The following is a 15,874-nucleotide window of genomic DNA, read 5'->3' as shown; positions in this document are numbered from 1 at the left end:
GCCAAGCACGCTCGCCGCTTGTGGCGGGTCTCCTTCTTGTATTCGTATGTAGCATCAACGCATCAGGCGCCGACGGAACAGTGCCGCAGATATGAAAAACGGCAATACCGCGTAGATGCAAAGTGCGCCGATATGCAGCCCGACGTTGCCGACCGGGTGGCCAAGCATCACCGGACGAATAAGGTCGATAGAATGCGCCAGCGGCAAAAAGCCCGCAACCTGCTGAAAGGTGTCCGGCAATTGGGTGACCGGGAAGACCGCGCCGGATAGGAACAGCATGGGTGTGATGACGAGCGTCTGGTAGAATATGAAATACTGGTAGCTAGGGGCAAGCGCCGTGACGATCAAGGCCAGGCTTGCAAACGCGAACCCAGTGAGAGCGATGGCTGGTAGCACATACAGGACGGACCACCATGCTGAATAACCAACTGCGGCGGCAACAATCGTAATTGCTGTACCAGCCAGAAAGGCCTTGGTGGCTGCCCACGCCAATTCACCGAGAACCAGGTCGCCAAGGGTAAGTTGTGTGTGCAGGATTGCTTCCCAGGTCCGTTGATCGTGCATGCGAGCGAAAACAGCATAGATCGTTTCAAAGGTCGATGCGGTCATCGCGCTTGTCGCCACCATGCCGGCTGCCAGAAAAGCAATGTACGAGGCACCGTCAACGCGACCTATCATTATTCCGAGGCCAGTGCCGAGGCTGAAAAGATAGATCATAGGATCGGCGAGGTTGCCGATCAGTGACGCAAGTGCGACCTTCTTCCAGGCCATATAGTTGCGGCGCCACACCGCAATCCAGTTCCACGGGTTAGCGGGTAGAGCCGCCGCAAAGCTTTCACCCATTGTTCACTTCTCCATCTCGTGTCCGGTCAGCCGCAAGAAAACGTCCTCCAGACTGGGTGGACGCTCCAGAAGACGCAGACCCGCGCGCCCGCGCAGCTGCACCCGCACCTGCTCCGGATCGGACGCATAGCAAAATAGCGTCTCGCCGCTCACCTCGATGCGCTGAACGTATGGCCTAATCAACGAACCCAGCTCTTGTGGATTGCCGCCGAAGATCTCGATCACATGGCACCCAATATGTTCGTCAATCAGGGTTTGAGGGCTGCCTTCAGCGATTTTGCATCCATATTCGAGAACGCACAGCCTGTCGCACAACCGCTCAGCCTCTTCCATAAAGTGGGTCGTCAAGATGATCGTCTTGCCGCGCGCCAGCAGTAAACGCAGGCGCTCCCAAATCAGGTGGCGCGCGTGCGGGTCGAGGCCGGTGGTCGGCTCGTCCATTACGAGTAGCTGCGGGTCGTTGATCAGCGCACGTGCTAGCGTCAGACGCCGCTTCATGCCGCCGGATAGTTCGGCGACACGTGCATGCTCCTTGCTCTCAAGCCGGGCGAACTCGAGAAGCGATGGAATGACCGCTTCGATCTTGCGGGTGCTCATGCCGAAGTAGCGCCCGAACACCAACAGGTTCTCGCGTACCGTGAATTCCTGGTCAAGGTTGTCGAACTGTGGAACCACGCCTATGCCCTTGCGTGCCAAGCGACTCTGTGCCGGCACTGGCACCCCGAGAACCGTGATCTTACCCGCGTCGGGCGGCGTCATGCCGAGGAGCATGCGCGCAATAGTGCTCTTGCCCGCACCGTTCGGCCCCAGCAGGCCGAAGCACTCCCCCGACGCAACGGTGAACGACAGCCCGTTCACAACGGGCTTGTCGCCAAATGATTTTTTTACGCCGGTAAGGTCGACTGCTACTTTGGACATGGTTCTATCTCAAGCTGAAACAAGCCGATCGGCCTGCCGGCAATTCATTCACGGCGTTCTGGTCCAGAGCAGGCAATCACATTTGTGACGCCCCGTCGAAAGCGACAGCCGAAGCATTTGCGTGTGTCGCCCCCAACTCGAACGGATTGGCGTCGGGCCGCTAGGGACCGCCTTCGGCTACTTCCCTGGACTCACGACTTGCCCGCTACCAACGTGCTTCGATTACTTGCCGCTGCAAGCGCTGCCAGACTCAACCAACCTTGATGGATCGCGCGGCAGATTCGTCCTGCGAATCGAGTCGGCAACTTCCGAGCTTCCCGTAGCGTTTGGTCCGGCCATCGTGTGTTTCGCGATGACCTGCTCCTGCTTTTTCTCCCTGTTGGGTAGGCTGGTGGTCTTGCGCGACAGCCAATCGCTATTGCTCAGTGTACACAACGCATAGGCTTTCAAGGGCAGCAATAGAAAGATGTTGATGAATGTGTGCAGAGAAAATGCGAGAAATCGAAGTTGGCGAGCACGAAAAGCTGCAACGGTGCATCGAATGATGGTCATGGCTGCAATCATCAGGCATGCCGACCAAGGCACTGTACCTGTGAGTGCGAGCTGCGCGAGTCCCGCTACCACCGTCAGGGTGAGAAGCAGCGGGCCGAGATTCTGGCCGATCACGTCCAACGTGAGATAGCGATCGAGGCCAGGCAGTAGCCGAAGCAAAAGCAGCGTATCCCGGAAAGTGCTCCGTGCCCAGCGGAGTTGTTGGCGCAGATACGGCCCTAGCGTATCGGGAACGACTGTTGCCGCGATTGCGTCCGGAACGTACTCGGTTCGAAAGCCTGCTTCCAGCATGAGGATCGTAAGATGGCGGTCCTCACCGAAGTCGCTTGGCTTCCCCCGAAACAGCTGCGTCTCGTACCGAGCTAGCAGTGAAAGGAGCGAAGACCGGCGGTACATGGCACATGGGCCGCAACAGCACATGACGGCACCGAAGCGAGCCTGTGCCGCACGCTCCTCATTGCAAGCCAGCCAGTACTCCATATCGATCAACCGAGTCAGCCATGTGTCGCTCCGGTTGCTTGCCGTCAACTGGCCCATGGCCGCGCCGATCCCTGAATCCTGCATCTTCAGTGCAAGTTTCCTGATAACGTCGGGCGCAAGTGTCGTGTCCGAGTCGACGTTGAGCACCAAATCTCCAGATGAGCGGCGTATGGCGGCGATCTGCGCTTTGCGCTTGCCGACATTCTCGGGGAGCAGAATGAACTCAAATCGCGCGTCCTCCGCATAGCTGTCGTGTACCGGCGCGACCGCTTCGCGATTTCCAGAACCGTCATCAACTACATACACCCGCAATTTGCCGTAGTATTCCTGGTGTGCAAGGGAAGCGAGGCACGCCGAGAGCGTGCGCGGATCCTCATTGTAGCAGGGGACGATGACATCCACGCTCGGCCAGAGGCCGGAGCCGACTAGGTCGTCCGACGCCGGTGCCGCTTTTGCTGGCCGAGCATAAATCGCCTGCATGCCCTTATAGAGAGTCGAGAGCAGTGCATAGCACGACACGGCGACGATACTGATTGCAGCGAACAGGTTCATAGGATCTCGATTGTTCAGTGATGTTCAGGAAGCGAGCGGATTACAAATCCGCGGTCATGCAATGCTGGAATCAGGTGCGCCAGCGCCGTGACCGTCTGGTCACGCAGACTGGCTTGAGTGTCCGGTCCCAACTCGTCGGGAGCACACCCATCGTGCAAGAGCACAATTGCGCCCGGCTCGATACGGGCGAGCACTGCATCGACAATCGCGTCTGGGCCGGGGCGAGACCAGTCTCGCGGATCTACCGACCAATGGACAGCCGCCAGTCCGGCGCTCGCTAAGGTGGTAAGCACTTCTTCGGTCCAAATCCCATACGGCGCGCGCATTCGCCGTACCGTGGCCTGGGGGCACGCCATCCTGATGACCCTGTTCGCCTCGAGGATTTCACGTTCGACTTCGGCGGATCCGCATCTGGACAGGTCCGGATGAGTCATCGTGTGGTTGGCTACCTCGTGCCCTTCTGCAAAAATTCGCCGGATGAGTTCCGGCTTGTCTTCGGCCCCGGCACCGATGACGAAGAACGTCGCCGGCACCCGGTGTTGCGCCAGCAGATCGAGGATATCCGGTGTCCAAAGCGGACTTGGACCGTCATCAAACGTCAAATAGACGCTGCGATCTTCGGTGGCATCAGCGTAGTCATTCTGCACTCCGCGCATGTAGTCCGAATGTTTCATAGCTCCGGACCGTTGCGATCAATCAGCGCGCCGGCAGGCCACTCGCTCATCAGGCGTCCAGTCGGCATAAGGAAGACGAGCAGGTCCTGGACGCGCGTGGGCGGCAATTCATTTTCCCAGCACAACCGCCACCGCACGTCAGAGCGCATGGAAGGACCTCGTCTTTATTGCTGTTTCTTGAAGTAAGCGCCTATGCAGGAAAGAGCTTGTTGCAGCGAGCCGACGCGACGTAGCTTGCGCGGACCGAAGAACCCAGCCGCAATGGACATGCGGCTTGATTGACCTTCGGCGAACACCGGAAGGCGTGCACCGGAAAATGCTACGCGGGGGCAAAAATGCTCCTCGGAGCTAACGCAAACATCGACAACTTCCTTAAGGGGCTTCCTTGAATTGTCCCTATGCGACGTTCTGCAAAACCGGTAAAATCGTTTGTTTCGATTTGACGCATCCGCATTATGGATAACTGACATGCGGTTCAAAGGGCTTGATCTAAATCTTCTGGTTGTGCTCGACGCACTGCTGACCGAGCGCAACCTCACAGAGGCGGCGCGCCGCATCAACCTGAGTCAGCCGGCCATGAGTGCGGCCGTTGCCCGGCTGCGCGATTTTTTCCGCGACGAACTATTTGCGATGAGCGGCCGCGAGCGTATTCTAACACCGCGCGCACAAGCGCTCGCCCCGGCAGTTCGCGACGCGCTCCTGTGCATCCAGTGCTCGATTATTTCTAGCGATCCGTTTAACCCGGCTCAATCCGATCGCCGCTTTAGGATTATTCTTTCCGATTTCGTCACACTGGTTTTTTTTGAAAAGGTCGTGGAGCGCGTTGCACGCGAAGCACCCGCCGTCAGCTTCGAAATGCTGCCTCTCGACGACAGCCCCGATGAGCTCCTCCGGCGCGGTGACGTCGATTTTGTCATTGTTCCGGAATGGTTCTTGTCGAGCGCGCATCCAAGATTGTCGCTGTTCGACGAGAGGCTCGTGTGCGTGGGCTGCGCCAGGAACAAGCAGTTGCCACGGCAGCTTACGGTAGAGAAATATATGTCAATGAAGCACGTTTCGGTTAAGTTCGAGCGTTTGCGGAAGCCCAAGGAATGGTTTTTGCGTGAGCATGACCTCAAGGCACGTGTCGAGGTCACCGTGCAGGCCTTCAGCATGATCCCGCCTTTGATATCAGGCACAGATCGCATAGCGACCATGCCCTCCCGGCTGGTCAAGCATTTCGAACATACGTTTCCCCTGCAGATCATCGAACTTCCGCTGCAACTTCCCGCATTCACCGAGGCAGTCCAATGGCCGGCCGTTCACAACAATGATCCGGCAAGCATCTGGATGCGGGAGATAATGTTGCAGGAGGCGTCCCGCATGGCTACTCCACGCAAGGCCAAGGACGTCACGCGCGCTTCTAATGTATTCAGCTCGGGGCTGCCCTTGGTCTAGGAGCGGGAGTTCGTGTGCGTGAAGTACAGCAAAATGGCCTGGCGTTGACCTAGGCCGTTCGCTGCCCAACCTCCTCGCTCACCGTCGAGAACGGAGAAGGAGTGCGTCGTCATGTTGCGCAGGGCACAGCGACCGCTGCGGCGATCAACTCCGAGTTGACGCCAGAGCCAGGTGTCGGCGAAAGCCGGCACGGCGGTCGCAACCGTGAGTGCGATGGCTCCCAGCGCAACGGCTTGTCTTTTCGCTCGCCTGCCCGCCATCCCGTGCCGATCCCCCTCCCGAATTGCCGGTTCGCCAATTACGCGAATCCGCTGCGGAAGGTTAGCGGTTTCTTCGGCGTCTGGCCAAATTTCCGGGCGTTCAACCCGTCCTCAGCGTTGCGACAGCCTTCTGCGATGCCTCGACGACCGCCAGCGCCGTCATGTTCACGATGCCGCGCGAGGTCACCGACGGCGTCAGGATGTGCGCCGGCTTGTCGGTGCCGAGCAGGATCGGTCCGACATGCAGCGCGTCCATCATCTGCTTGACCGTGGTCATTGCCAGATTGGCCGAATCGAGGTTCGGAAACACCAGAAGATTGGCTTCGCCCTTCAGAGCCGAATGCGGAAAGACGCGCTGGCGCAGCAATTCGGACAGCGCCGAATCGGCATGCATTTCGCCGTCGCTCTGCAGGTCGGGCGCTATCTTCTTCAGGATCTCCGCCGCCTGCCGCATCTTCAGCGCGCTCGGGGAGTCACGCGAGCCGAAATTGGAATGCGACAGCAGAGCCGCCTTAGGCTCGATGCCGAAGCGGCTGATTTCCTCGGCCGCCAGCACGGTCATTTCGGCGATCTCTTCCGCTGTCGGATCGACCGTCACATAGGTATCAGTGAAGAAGGTGACGCCACGCGTCGAGATCAGCATGGAAAGCGCCGAGAGATCGCGGTCGCGAACACCCTCGCGCGGCCCGATGATCAGCGAGACATTGCGCAAATGGCGCTCGAACCGGCCTTCCAGCCCGCAGATCATCGCATGGGCGTCGCCCCGCTTCAGCGCCAGCGCTGCGATCACGGTGGTGTTCGTGCGCACCAGGGTGCGTGCGGCTTCCTGCGTCACACCGCGGCGGCCGCCCAATTCGATCAGGAGGTCGACATAGTGGCGGTAGCGCGGGTCGTCCTCCGGGTTGACCAGTTCGAAATCCGTTCCCGACTTGATGCGCAGCCCGTAGCGCTTCAGCCGCACGTCGACGACATGCGGCCGCCCGATCAGGATCGGCTCGGCGATGCCTTCCTCGATCACCACCTGGGCGGCGCGAAGAACCCGCTCGTCTTCGCCGTCGGCATAGATTACCCGCTTTGATGCTGCCGTCTTGGCCGTCGAGAACACCGGCTTCATCACCAGGCCGGAGCGGAAGACGAAGCGGTTGAGCCGGTCGATATAGGCAGGGAAATCGGTGATCGGCCGCGTGGCGACGCCGGTTTCGCAGGCGGCTTTCGCAACCGCCGGCGCGATCCTCAGGATCAGCCGGGGGTCGAAGGGCGAAGGGATCAGGAAATCCGGGCCGAAGGTCGGCGTCTCGCCGGAATATGCGCGCGCGGCGACATCGGACGGTTCCTCCCGCGCCAATGCGGCGATGGCCCGCACCGCCGCCATCTTCATCAGCTCGTTTATCGCGCTCGCGCCGCAATCCAGCGCCCCGCGGAAGATGTAGGGAAAGCAGAGTACGTTGTTGACCTGGTTGGGAAAATCGGAGCGGCCGGTGCAGATCATCGCATCTGGCCTGGCCGCGCGGGCCTCATCCGGCATGATCTCGGGGTTGGGGTTGGCTAAAGCCAGGATCAGCGGCTTTTCCGCCATATGCTTCAGCAGTTCGGGTTTCAGCACGCCCGCCGCGGACAGGCCGAGGAACACGTCAGCGCCGGTAATCACGTCGGCCAGCGTACGTGCCTCGGTGTCCTTCACATAGGGGTCTTTCCAGCGGTCCATCTCGTCGAGCCGGCCCTTGTAGGCGACGCCGAAACGGTCCGTGACCCAGATGTTTTCGATCCTCGCGCCGAGCAGGACGAGCAGATTGAGGCAGGCGAGCGCCGCCGCTCCCGCGCCCGAGGTGACGATCTTGATGTCCTCGATCTTCTTGCCTGCGAATTCCAGCCCGTTGAGCACCGCGGCCGCCACGATGATCGCCGTGCCGTGCTGGTCGTCGTGGAAGACCGGGATCTTCATCCGCGCCTTGAGCTGCTCCTCAACCTCGAAGCATTCCGGCGCCTTGATGTCCTCCAGGTTGATGCCGCCGAAGGTCGGCTCCAGCGCCGCCACCGTCTCGACCATGCGCTCGATCTCCGGCGCGTCGATCTCGATATCGAAGACGTCGATGCCGGCGAATTTCTTGAACAGGACCGCCTTGCCCTCCATCACCGGCTTGGAGGCGAGCGGCCCGATATTGCCGAGGCCGAGCACAGCCGAACCGTTGGATATCACCGCCACCAGATTGGCGCGCGCCGTGTAGTCGGCGGCGGTCGCCGGATCGTCTCTTATCGCGAGGCAGGGGGCGGCGACGCCCGGCGAATAGGCGAGCGCCAGGTCGCGCTGATTTCCCAGCGGTTTCGTCGCCTGAATCTCCAGTTTGCCGGGCGTAGGGTGCTTGTGAAAGAAAAGCGCCGCCTGTTCCAGGTCGGAGCGCCCGGCTTCGGTGTCTTCGGCTTCCATTCGGCGCTCCCCTCTACTTTGTTCGCCCTCCTTAAAGATGTGCAATCTCGCCCTCGATTTCGCATATGGTCGCAGATGCTGCCAGGTGCCCGCCGCCAAGCGGGAGAATCGGGAACACGGTTGAAATCCGTGGCGTGCACAACGCTGTAAGAGGGACCGCATCGGTTAGGTCGTGACCTAGTGGCCACTGTTGCCTTCCCAATTACAACTCATTTTCCCAGCACAACGTCCATCGCAGGTCAGGAAAATTTCTCATTTCGGCTTATTTTAAACGCACTCGTCACGCGACAGAGGCAGTGGGTGATCGGGGTGCGTCAGGTGTTTTTGTCCATGCAAGATTCCGGAAAGAAGGATAGAGATCGTGTGTTTCGATGAAAGGCATCCACGCTTTGGATAGCTGACATGCGGTTCAAAGGGCTTGATCTAAATCTTCTGGTTGTGCTCGACGCACTGCTGACCGAGCGCAACCTCACAGAGGCGGCGCGCCGCATAAACCTGAGTCAGCCGGCCATGAGTGCGGCGGTCACCCGGCTGCGCGATTTTTTCCGCGATGAACTATTTGCCATGAGCGGCCGCGAGCGTATTCTAACACCGCGCGCACAAGCACTCGCCCCGGCAGTTCGCGACGCGCTCCTGCACATCCAGTGCTCGATTATTTCTAGCGATCCGTTTGACCCGGCTCAATCCGATCGCCGCTTTAGGATTATTCTTTCCGATTTCGTCACACTGGTTTTTTTTGAAAAGGTCGTGGAGCGCGTTGCACGCGAAGCACCCGCCGTCAGCTTCGAAATGCTGCCTCTCGGCGACAACCCCGATGAGCTGCTCCGGCGCGGTGACGTCGATTTTCTAATTCTTCCGGAATTGTTCTTGTCGGGCGCGCATCCAAGATTGACGCTGTTCGACGAGAGGCTCGTGTGCGTGGGCTGCCCGAAGAACACGCAGATGCCGCGGCAGCTTACATTCGAAAGATACATGTCGATGAGGCACGTCGTGGCCAAGTTCGGGCGTTTGCTGAAGCCCTGCATCGAGGAATGGTTTTTGCTTGAGCATGGCCTTAAGAGACGTGTCGAGGTCGTCGTCCAGGCCTTCAGCATGATCCCGCCTTTGGTATCAGGCACAGATCGTATAGCGACCATGCCCTTCCGGCTGGTCAAGCACTTCGAACATACGTTTCCCCTGCAGATCATCGAACTTCCGCTGCCACTTCCCGCATTCACCGAGGCAGTCCAATGGCCGACCCTTCACAACAATGATCCGGCAAGCATCTGGATGCGGGAAGTAATGTTGCACGAGGCGTCCGGCATGACTGCCGTGTGAAACCACGGAAGATTCCAAGCGCTCCTAGACTTACTCATCACTGCCCTCTACCGGGTTCTCGCGTCAATAGCCGGTGTTCGATGAGACCAATGCTGGCGGAAAATGCGCCTGCGAGGTCGTCCAACGTGTGAGTTTCCCCGATTAACTCGAACGAGAAGGGTCCCTCATAGCCGCCATCAAGCAGCGCCCGGATTTGGCTGCCATTGTCAGAACCTCCCAGGACGCGATCCGGGTGAATCCAGAATGTCGGATCGTTGACGCCTGAAATGTGCACGAGACCGGTCAACTCGCAGGAGAAGAACCCCTCCCCGGCGAGCGTGTGGTGGAAGGTGTCGTGCACGAGGCGGAAGGCGCACTGACCATCAACCGCGGCAATGGCGTTAGCCGCTTCCTTCTTCGATCGCAGCGAGCAGGTGTGGAACCCCAGCGGCTCGATAAGACCAATCAGACCGCGCGACTGGAGGATCGGCTTGAGCGCCTTCAAAGCGACGCGGAGATTGCCCTGGCGCTCGTCATTGGCGGACCACGAACCGTCATTGACCGGCACCAGCACGAGCGCCTTGCCTCCGCAGGCCGCCGCATAATCGCCGAGCTTGCTCGCCTCGGCTTCGCGTGCGGCAGTCCACTCATTGAAGCGGTGCAAAGCGTTGACGGAGATAATCGTGACGCCCGCTTCGGCGGCGGCAGACCGGACATCCGCCGCCGGCACCGCGCATTCAACCGCATTGCTGCGAAAATCGTTGCGGATGTCGACTTCTGTCATGCCATGGTCGCGGGCAAGCGCGAAAAACTCTCTGACGTCAAGTCGGGGAGCCAGCATGTGTTCGAGTGCAATGCGTGGCGATGCCTGGCGCATAGTTTTCCTTCCATGAAGCGGGGCCCGTTCGCAGCCGACGGCTTCTGCCATGGAATGAGGGAGGAAAGTCAATCGAACTTTCTTTCATTTGCGAAAGGAAACTTGGCGCTCATGATAGACTTTCATCAGTTTCGTATTTTTCCGGCATAGATCTCGAACGGCAGAAATGTCTGCCCCGGGCCTCCCGGTGTGCGATCTCGAAAGTCCAGGCCATCAGCGGCATCAGCTCCTGGCAAAGCCGGAGAAGTGGTATGGCGAGCGCCATCATGACGTCGTCGTCTAGAGTGCTGATGTCGAATCCGGCGTGATTTCATTCACGTCGCGACGAAATCCTGACCGTTGCCCTCCACAAGGCGCGCCGAGATGGGCGCGCTTCATGGGGCCCACCAGCCCCATGTCACCGCAGTCTTTCCGGGATCTGCGAGGTCAACAAGGCTTCGAAGACTCGCGATTCTTTCGATAATCGGCCGAGTCTATCCTGTGGCGGTTCAGCTTATCGTAGAAGGTCTTGCGAGGAACTCCCAGAATTTCGATCGTCCGCTTCACGTCGCCGCCACATTCCTGCAACGCGTCGCGGATGACGCTCGCTTCATAAAGGCTGACCTTTTCGGACAAGGGGAGGTTTGACACCGCTTCTTCCTCTCGATCGGGTACATCGAGCGCGCCCACCTCTCCAAGTCCCAATGCAATCCGATCGGCGAAATGCACGAGTTCACGGACATTGCCCGGCCAGTGGTGGCTCGTTAGGTGACCGCGCACGGCAGCGCTCATATCCGGGACTGGTCTGCCGAAGCGTTTGGATGCGCGTTCCAAGAAATGCCCAAATAGGATCGGGATATCTTCGCGCCGTTCGCGAAGCGGCGGGATACGGAGCGTCACGACATTCAGCCGGTAATAGAGGTCTTCCCGAAAATCTCCGCGGGCGGCCGGATCACCGAGATCGGCCTTCGTAGCCGAGACTACACGAAGATCGATGCTGCGGGTTTCATTGGTGCCGAGCGGCGTGATCTGCCGGGTCTCAAGCACCCTCAGGAGCTTCGCCTGGAGTGCAGGCGGCATCGACTCGATTTCGTCGAGAAAGAGAGTCCCGCCATTCGAATGCTCGATGCGGCCGATCCTGCGCCTTTGGGCGCCTGTAAAGGCGCCCGCCTCGTGCCCGAATAGTTCGCTTTCGATGACGCTTTCCGGCAGCGCTCCACAATTCAGCGCGACGAAGGGATTCGTACGTCGACTGCTCCAGCGGTGAAGCAGATCCGCAACCACCTCCTTGCCCGTGCCCGTCTCGCCTTCCACGAGGACGTCCACATTGGTATCGGCGATCTGGCGGAGCGTTTCGCGCAGCCGGCTCATAGTCGGCCCCTCCCCGATGAGCGGCATATCGCCCGCGGATCGGACGACGGCATCCCTAAGTCGTCTGTTTTCCAGGACCAGGCGCCGTTTTTCCGAAGCGCGATGCAGCGTCGCTAAAAGGCGGTCGCTCGCATAGGGCTTCAAGATAAAATCGTAGGCGCCGTCCTTGATGGCGGCAACGGCCAGCTCGACGTCGCCATGCCCGGTGATCAGGACGACCGGAATGTCCGGGTCAATCGCCTTTACTCGCTCGAAGAGCTGAAGGCCGTTCATCCCGGGCATGCGGATGTCGCTCACAACGGGGCCATCGAAGTTCTCGTCGATTCTGGCGAGCGCGGCCTCGGCCGAACCGCAAATGCTCGGGGAGAAGGAGGCAAGCTTCAGCATCTGCGTGGCGGCTCGCAGCAGATCCTCGTCATCGTCAACAAAAATGACCGGCCCTTTTTCAGCGCTCATGCCGCGCGCCTCAGCTCGACGGTGAAGGAAGCCCCTTTCCCGTGGCCCGCATTGTCGAGCCGCAATGAGCCGCCGAGCTCACATGCGATCTCTTCCGAAATGACCAGACCAAGACCGAGGCCCTTTTCCTTGTTGGTGATGAACGGCATGAAGAGGCTCCTGCGAATGTCGGGGGCAAGGCCGGGGCCGTTGTCCCGAATGGAAATCGCGACCATTTTCCTGTTCTCGGCGAGCGCGATCTCGACCCGGGGCTCTGGTTGATCCTTCAGGGCGTCAAGCGCGTTCTGGAGAAGGTTGACGAGGACCTGTTCCAGTCGTATGCGGCTCGCCATAACCATGGGAGATGGGTCGATCCGCATTCGTTCGATCGTTACCCCGGAATCGCGAATTCGGCCTGAAAGAAGCGACAGGGCGCCATCGATCGCGTCTTCCGCTGGTATTGGTTCCACAGATCCGCTGGCGCGGCGGGAGAAGGACCTTTGCGTTTCGGTGATCGTCCCGATCCTGTCTGTCATGGCGACGATCGACTTCAGGTTCTCGGCGGTGTCGTGCGACCGGCCGCTCTGAAGGAATTGTGCGGCATTTTCGGCATAGGTGCGGATCGCGGCCACAGGCTGGTTGATCTCGTGGGCGACCCCGGCCGCAATCTGTCCCAGTATTGACAAGCGGTTCGCCTGGGCGAGTTCATCGCGCAGGCGGCGCACTCTTGCCTCCGCGTTCTCGCGCTCGCCGATCTCACCGGCGAGCGCTTCGTTCGAGCGCTGCAGCTCCGCAGTTCGCAACTTGACGCGATGCTCCAGTTCCGCATTCATGAACACAAGCGCATCTTGCCGCTGCCGTATCGACCGCCGCCGTCGAACAATGACGAAAGCGACGAATCCAATGAGAACGAGGGCAAGCAGCGTCGTCACGCGTGCTGTCATCGCCGCCGAGGAGATCTCGGTGTCAGCGGGAATGAGCAAGTACAGGCGCCAGCCCGGAAGCGCTTCGCCGACTTCCTGCGAAACCGCAACGAAACTGGCTGATCGACTCGCAGGACTTGCGGTGACCAGGTTACCGCCGGGGCGGGAAAGCGGCACCGGCTCGAAAGGCGCGCCAGATAGCTGTAGACGATCGCGGGCGGTTACCATTTCTTCTTCGGAAAGCGGTGAGAGAGCGGCAAAACGCCATTTGGGCACGCTCGTGGCAAGGACAACGTCGCGCTCATCGGTCGTGAAGACTAAGAAGCGGGTCCGCAGCCAGCTCGACTCGACCCGGTTGAGCTCTACCTTCACCACGACCACACCGAGCGGCCCCTCCGGCCCATCGACCCGGCTCGACAGATAAAGCCCCGGCCGCGCGCTAACCGTGCCGAGCGCATATTGCATAGCCGTACCATTCTTCATCGCCTCAGTGAAGTAGTGACGAAAGCGGTAATTGGTTCCGACAAAACTGGTCGGTTCGCCGGCGTTGCTCGCGGCAACCGCTGTGCCCTCAGGATTGATGACGTAGATCATAGAGGAGCCGGCGTCGCGCCCAATGGCGCGAAGCTTGTCTTCGAGCGCGGCTTTGATGGCAGTGCTCGGACTGCGAAGCATCTCCTGAACTGCACCGTCGCGTACCAGGACCAGCGGAATCACTCTCTGCTTCTCGACGTCCCCTTTCAAACTGTCGGCTGCAAGGGGAAGCGCGGCAAGAGCACGGTCGCGTAAGACATCTTCGGCTCTGGTGGTGGCGATGCGGCCCGTTGCAAGGACGACAAAACCGAGAGCTGCACCAAGCAGCGCAAGCAAAACCACAAGCCAGAGAGATCTACTGACCGCCGATCTGCCAGAGAAGACCAATGGCACGCGCTGGAAGGTGCCTTTGCCAATCTTGTCTTCTGCAATCGCATTCTTCTGACCGACCATTGAGGAACCATAGTGCGGGGTTCCGCCAAAAAGAAAGGCGATTAGTGCGGAAAACCACACAATCTTGCTGCGCACGTTTCAAAAAAAGGCCGAGGCGGGGGCGATAACCCTCGGTTTTGGTTTGGCACGGCTCTTGCGATCAACATCGCAGCAGCGTCCGACCGGAGCGCAGCGACGGGAGAAGCAACGGGAAAGCGAGGAAGAGCCCGCCCCCAATCCGGTCAGGGAGAGAAATACATGTTGACACCACAAGCCCACAGCGCAAGCGTTGCGCCCCGCAAACCCCTTTATGCTCAGCTTTACGTGCAGGTACTTGCCGCAATACTGCTCGGCATTGCGCTCGGCCATTTCTATCCCGAGATCGGCGAGAGCCTGAAGCCGCTCGGCGATGCCTTCATCCAGCTTGTCAAGATGATCATCGCGCCTGTTATTTTTCTGACGGTGGCGACCGGCATTGCCGGCATGAACGATCTCCAGAAGGTCGGCCGGGTTGCCGGCAAGGCAATGGTCTATTTCGTCACCTTCTCGACCCTCGCGCTTATCGTGGGCCTCATTGTCGCCAATATTGTCCAGCCCGGCGCCGGCCTCAACATCGATCCGGCCTCGCTCGACATCCAGGCGGTGAATACCTATGCCGCCAACGCCCACGAGCAGTCGCTGACGGGCTTCCTGATGAGCGTCATCCCATCTACGATCGTCGGCGCCTTCGCGGAAGGCGACATTCTGCAGGTCCTGTTCTTCTCGGTTCTGTTCGGCATCGCCTTGGCGATGGTCAGGGAGAAGGGCAAGCCGGTCACAAGCTTTCTACAGGCGCTTACCGCCCCCATTTTCAAGCTCGTCAGCATCCTGATGAAGGCCGCGCCGGTCGGCGCTTTCGGCGCAATGGCTTTCACGATTGGCAAATACGGCATCGGCTCGGTGGTCAACCTCGCCATGCTGGTCGGGACGTTCTATCTCACAGCCTTCCTCTTCGTGTTCGGAGTTCTCGGCGCGGTATGTCGTTACAACGGCTTCTCGATCTTTTCTCTCCTTCGCTACATAAAGGAAGAGCTGCTGCTGGTCCTCGGAACGTCGTCGTCGGAGGCGGCGCTGCCCTCTCTGATGGAAAAAATGGAGAAGGCCGGCGCTAAGCGCTCGGTCGTGGGTCTCGTCATCCCGACCGGATACTCCTTCAATCTGGACGGCACCAATATCTATATGACGCTCGCGGCCCTCTTCATCGCGCAGGCGACGAATACCGATCTATCAATTAGCGATCAGGTCCTCTTGCTGCTTGTCGCGATGCTTTCCTCGAAGGGTGCAGCAGGCGTCACCGGTGCCGGCTTCATCACGCTGGCCGCTACGCTCTCCGTAGTTCCGACTGTTCCGGTTGCTGGCATGGCTCTGATCCTTGGCATCGACCGCTTCATGTCGGAATGCCGGGCGCTGACGAATTTCATCGGTAATGCGGTGGCATCGCTCGTCGTAGCCCGCTGGGAAGGCGAATTGGACCAAGCGCAGTTGGAAGCCGCCTTCGGCGGTCATCAGCTTGCCGAGACATTGACCGGCCAACCACTGATCGCGGGCCGCGCCGAGTCAAAATCGCCGGTCTGCTCACAAACACGACACATTCAACCCGCAGGGCTCGAAAGAGAGATTCGCGGGCCGATGAAATCAGAAGCGCTAAATTCGGGGGGTGCAAAAGTAAGGGCGCTCTAAACAAAAATGAAACGCACACCGACCCGCCTGTTGCGCCCGAGTGCTGTCCGTCGAATGCGTTGTCTATCAACGAGTAAGCGCCGGCAGCAGCACCGGCTCGACTGTCCACCCCAGCCACCCGCCCAAACAGGAGGCAGGCAGCCTTCTACACAAGCTTCCTCCACCCA

11 protein-coding genes and 1 pseudogene are annotated in these 15,874 nt (G+C 59.7%); 3 read left to right on the top strand and 9 right to left on the bottom strand.

Going from position 1 to position 15,874, the window contains the following annotated elements; genetic code table 11:
* Positions 1-54: 54 nt before the first annotated feature.
* The 5 genes and pseudogenes from ABVK50_RS02835 to ABVK50_RS02815 form a co-directional block, all read right to left on the bottom strand.
* A complete protein-coding gene (locus ABVK50_RS02835; RefSeq protein WP_353642890.1) occupies positions 55-843 on the bottom strand; it encodes an ABC transporter permease in 789 nt (262 codons plus the stop codon).
* A gap of 3 nt (positions 844-846) precedes the next feature.
* Entirely contained in the window at positions 847-1,761 is a 915-nt protein-coding gene (gene nodI / locus ABVK50_RS02830; protein ID WP_353642891.1) for a nodulation factor ABC transporter ATP-binding protein NodI, read from the bottom strand.
* A 222-nt stretch (positions 1,762-1,983) separates the two neighbouring features.
* Complete coding sequence (gene nodC, locus ABVK50_RS02825) at positions 1,984-3,345, bottom strand: chitooligosaccharide synthase NodC (protein WP_353642892.1); 1,362 nt, start codon at positions 3,343-3,345, stop codon at positions 1,984-1,986.
* Positions 3,346-3,359: 14 nt separating this feature from the next.
* On the bottom strand, positions 3,360-4,019 hold the full coding sequence (gene nodB, locus ABVK50_RS02820; RefSeq protein ID WP_353642893.1) for a chitooligosaccharide deacetylase NodB: 660 nt from the start codon (positions 4,017-4,019) through the stop codon (positions 3,360-3,362).
* Positions 4,016-4,129 (bottom strand): annotated as a pseudogene (locus ABVK50_RS02815) (acyltransferase); the annotation flags it as partial. The pseudogene ABVK50_RS02815 and the gene nodB, both read right to left, overlap by 4 nt.
* Before the next feature lie 358 nt (positions 4,130-4,487).
* Between ABVK50_RS02815 and ABVK50_RS02810 the strand changes: the two are divergent.
* The gene (locus ABVK50_RS02810; protein WP_353642894.1) at positions 4,488-5,456 is read left to right on the top strand and encodes a LysR family transcriptional regulator; all 969 of its coding nucleotides are present in this window, start codon (positions 4,488-4,490) and stop codon (positions 5,454-5,456) included.
* Between the two features lie 360 nt (positions 5,457-5,816).
* Here the strand turns inward: ABVK50_RS02810 and ABVK50_RS02805 are convergent, their stop codons facing one another.
* Complete coding sequence (locus ABVK50_RS02805; protein WP_353642895.1) at positions 5,817-8,141, bottom strand: NADP-dependent malic enzyme; 2,325 nt, start codon at positions 8,139-8,141, stop codon at positions 5,817-5,819.
* A gap of 402 nt (positions 8,142-8,543) precedes the next feature.
* On the opposite strand from ABVK50_RS02805, the gene ABVK50_RS02800 reads away from it, so the two are divergent.
* Entirely contained in the window at positions 8,544-9,458 is a 915-nt protein-coding gene (locus ABVK50_RS02800; RefSeq protein ID WP_353642896.1) for a LysR family transcriptional regulator, read from the top strand.
* Between the two features lie 37 nt (positions 9,459-9,495).
* On the opposite strand, the gene ABVK50_RS02795 is transcribed toward ABVK50_RS02800, so the two are convergent.
* The 3 genes from ABVK50_RS02795 to ABVK50_RS02785 all read right to left on the bottom strand — a co-directional run bounded on the left by ABVK50_RS02795 (position 9,496) and on the right by ABVK50_RS02785 (position 14,009).
* Positions 9,496-10,365 carry a TIM barrel protein gene (locus tag ABVK50_RS02795; RefSeq protein ID WP_353642897.1) on the bottom strand — a complete coding sequence of 290 codons (870 nt, stop codon included), beginning with the start codon at positions 10,363-10,365 and terminating at the stop codon, positions 9,496-9,498.
* A gap of 375 nt (positions 10,366-10,740) precedes the next feature.
* Complete coding sequence (locus ABVK50_RS02790; RefSeq protein ID WP_353642898.1) at positions 10,741-12,120, bottom strand: sigma-54 dependent transcriptional regulator; 1,380 nt, start codon at positions 12,118-12,120, stop codon at positions 10,741-10,743.
* On the bottom strand, positions 12,117-14,009 hold the full coding sequence (locus ABVK50_RS02785; protein WP_353642899.1) for a sensor histidine kinase: 1,893 nt from the start codon (positions 14,007-14,009) through the stop codon (positions 12,117-12,119). Before ABVK50_RS02785 ends, ABVK50_RS02790 begins: the two co-directional genes overlap by 4 nt.
* Before the next feature lie 237 nt (positions 14,010-14,246).
* Between ABVK50_RS02785 and ABVK50_RS02780 the strand changes: the two genes are divergently transcribed.
* Complete coding sequence (locus ABVK50_RS02780; protein WP_353642900.1) at positions 14,247-15,707, top strand: dicarboxylate/amino acid:cation symporter; 1,461 nt, start codon at positions 14,247-14,249, stop codon at positions 15,705-15,707.
* Positions 15,708-15,874: the final 167 nt, after the last annotated feature.

The organism is Mesorhizobium sp. WSM2240 (assembly GCF_040438645.1).
Classification (GTDB): domain Bacteria; phylum Pseudomonadota; class Alphaproteobacteria; order Rhizobiales; family Rhizobiaceae; genus Allomesorhizobium.
This window is presented reverse-complemented; position numbering and strand designations above follow the sequence as displayed.

Excerpts from the sequence above, each read along its gene's own strand:
- ABVK50_RS02800 (WP_353642896.1), top strand. The coding sequence starts at position 8,544 with ATGCGGTTCAAAGGGCTTGATCTAAATCTTCTGGTTGTGCTCGACGCA.
- nodC (WP_353642892.1), bottom strand. The coding sequence starts at position 3,345 with ATGAACCTGTTCGCTGCAATCAGTATCGTCGCCGTGTCGTGCTATGCA.
- ABVK50_RS02795 (WP_353642897.1), bottom strand. The coding sequence starts at position 10,365 with ATGGCAGAAGCCGTCGGCTGCGAACGGGCCCCGCTTCATGGAAGGAAA.
- ABVK50_RS02805 (WP_353642895.1), bottom strand. The coding sequence starts at position 8,141 with ATGGAAGCCGAAGACACCGAAGCCGGGCGCTCCGACCTGGAACAGGCG.
- nodI (WP_353642891.1), bottom strand. The coding sequence starts at position 1,761 with ATGTCCAAAGTAGCAGTCGACCTTACCGGCGTAAAAAAATCATTTGGC.
- ABVK50_RS02785 (WP_353642899.1), bottom strand. The coding sequence starts at position 14,009 with ATGGTCGGTCAGAAGAATGCGATTGCAGAAGACAAGATTGGCAAAGGC.
- nodB (WP_353642893.1), bottom strand. The coding sequence starts at position 4,019 with ATGAAACATTCGGACTACATGCGCGGAGTGCAGAATGACTACGCTGAT.
- ABVK50_RS02835 (WP_353642890.1), bottom strand. The coding sequence starts at position 843 with ATGGGTGAAAGCTTTGCGGCGGCTCTACCCGCTAACCCGTGGAACTGG.
- ABVK50_RS02780 (WP_353642900.1), top strand. The coding sequence starts at position 14,247 with ATGTTGACACCACAAGCCCACAGCGCAAGCGTTGCGCCCCGCAAACCC.
- ABVK50_RS02810 (WP_353642894.1), top strand. The coding sequence starts at position 4,488 with ATGCGGTTCAAAGGGCTTGATCTAAATCTTCTGGTTGTGCTCGACGCA.
- ABVK50_RS02790 (WP_353642898.1), bottom strand. The coding sequence starts at position 12,120 with ATGAGCGCTGAAAAAGGGCCGGTCATTTTTGTTGACGATGACGAGGAT.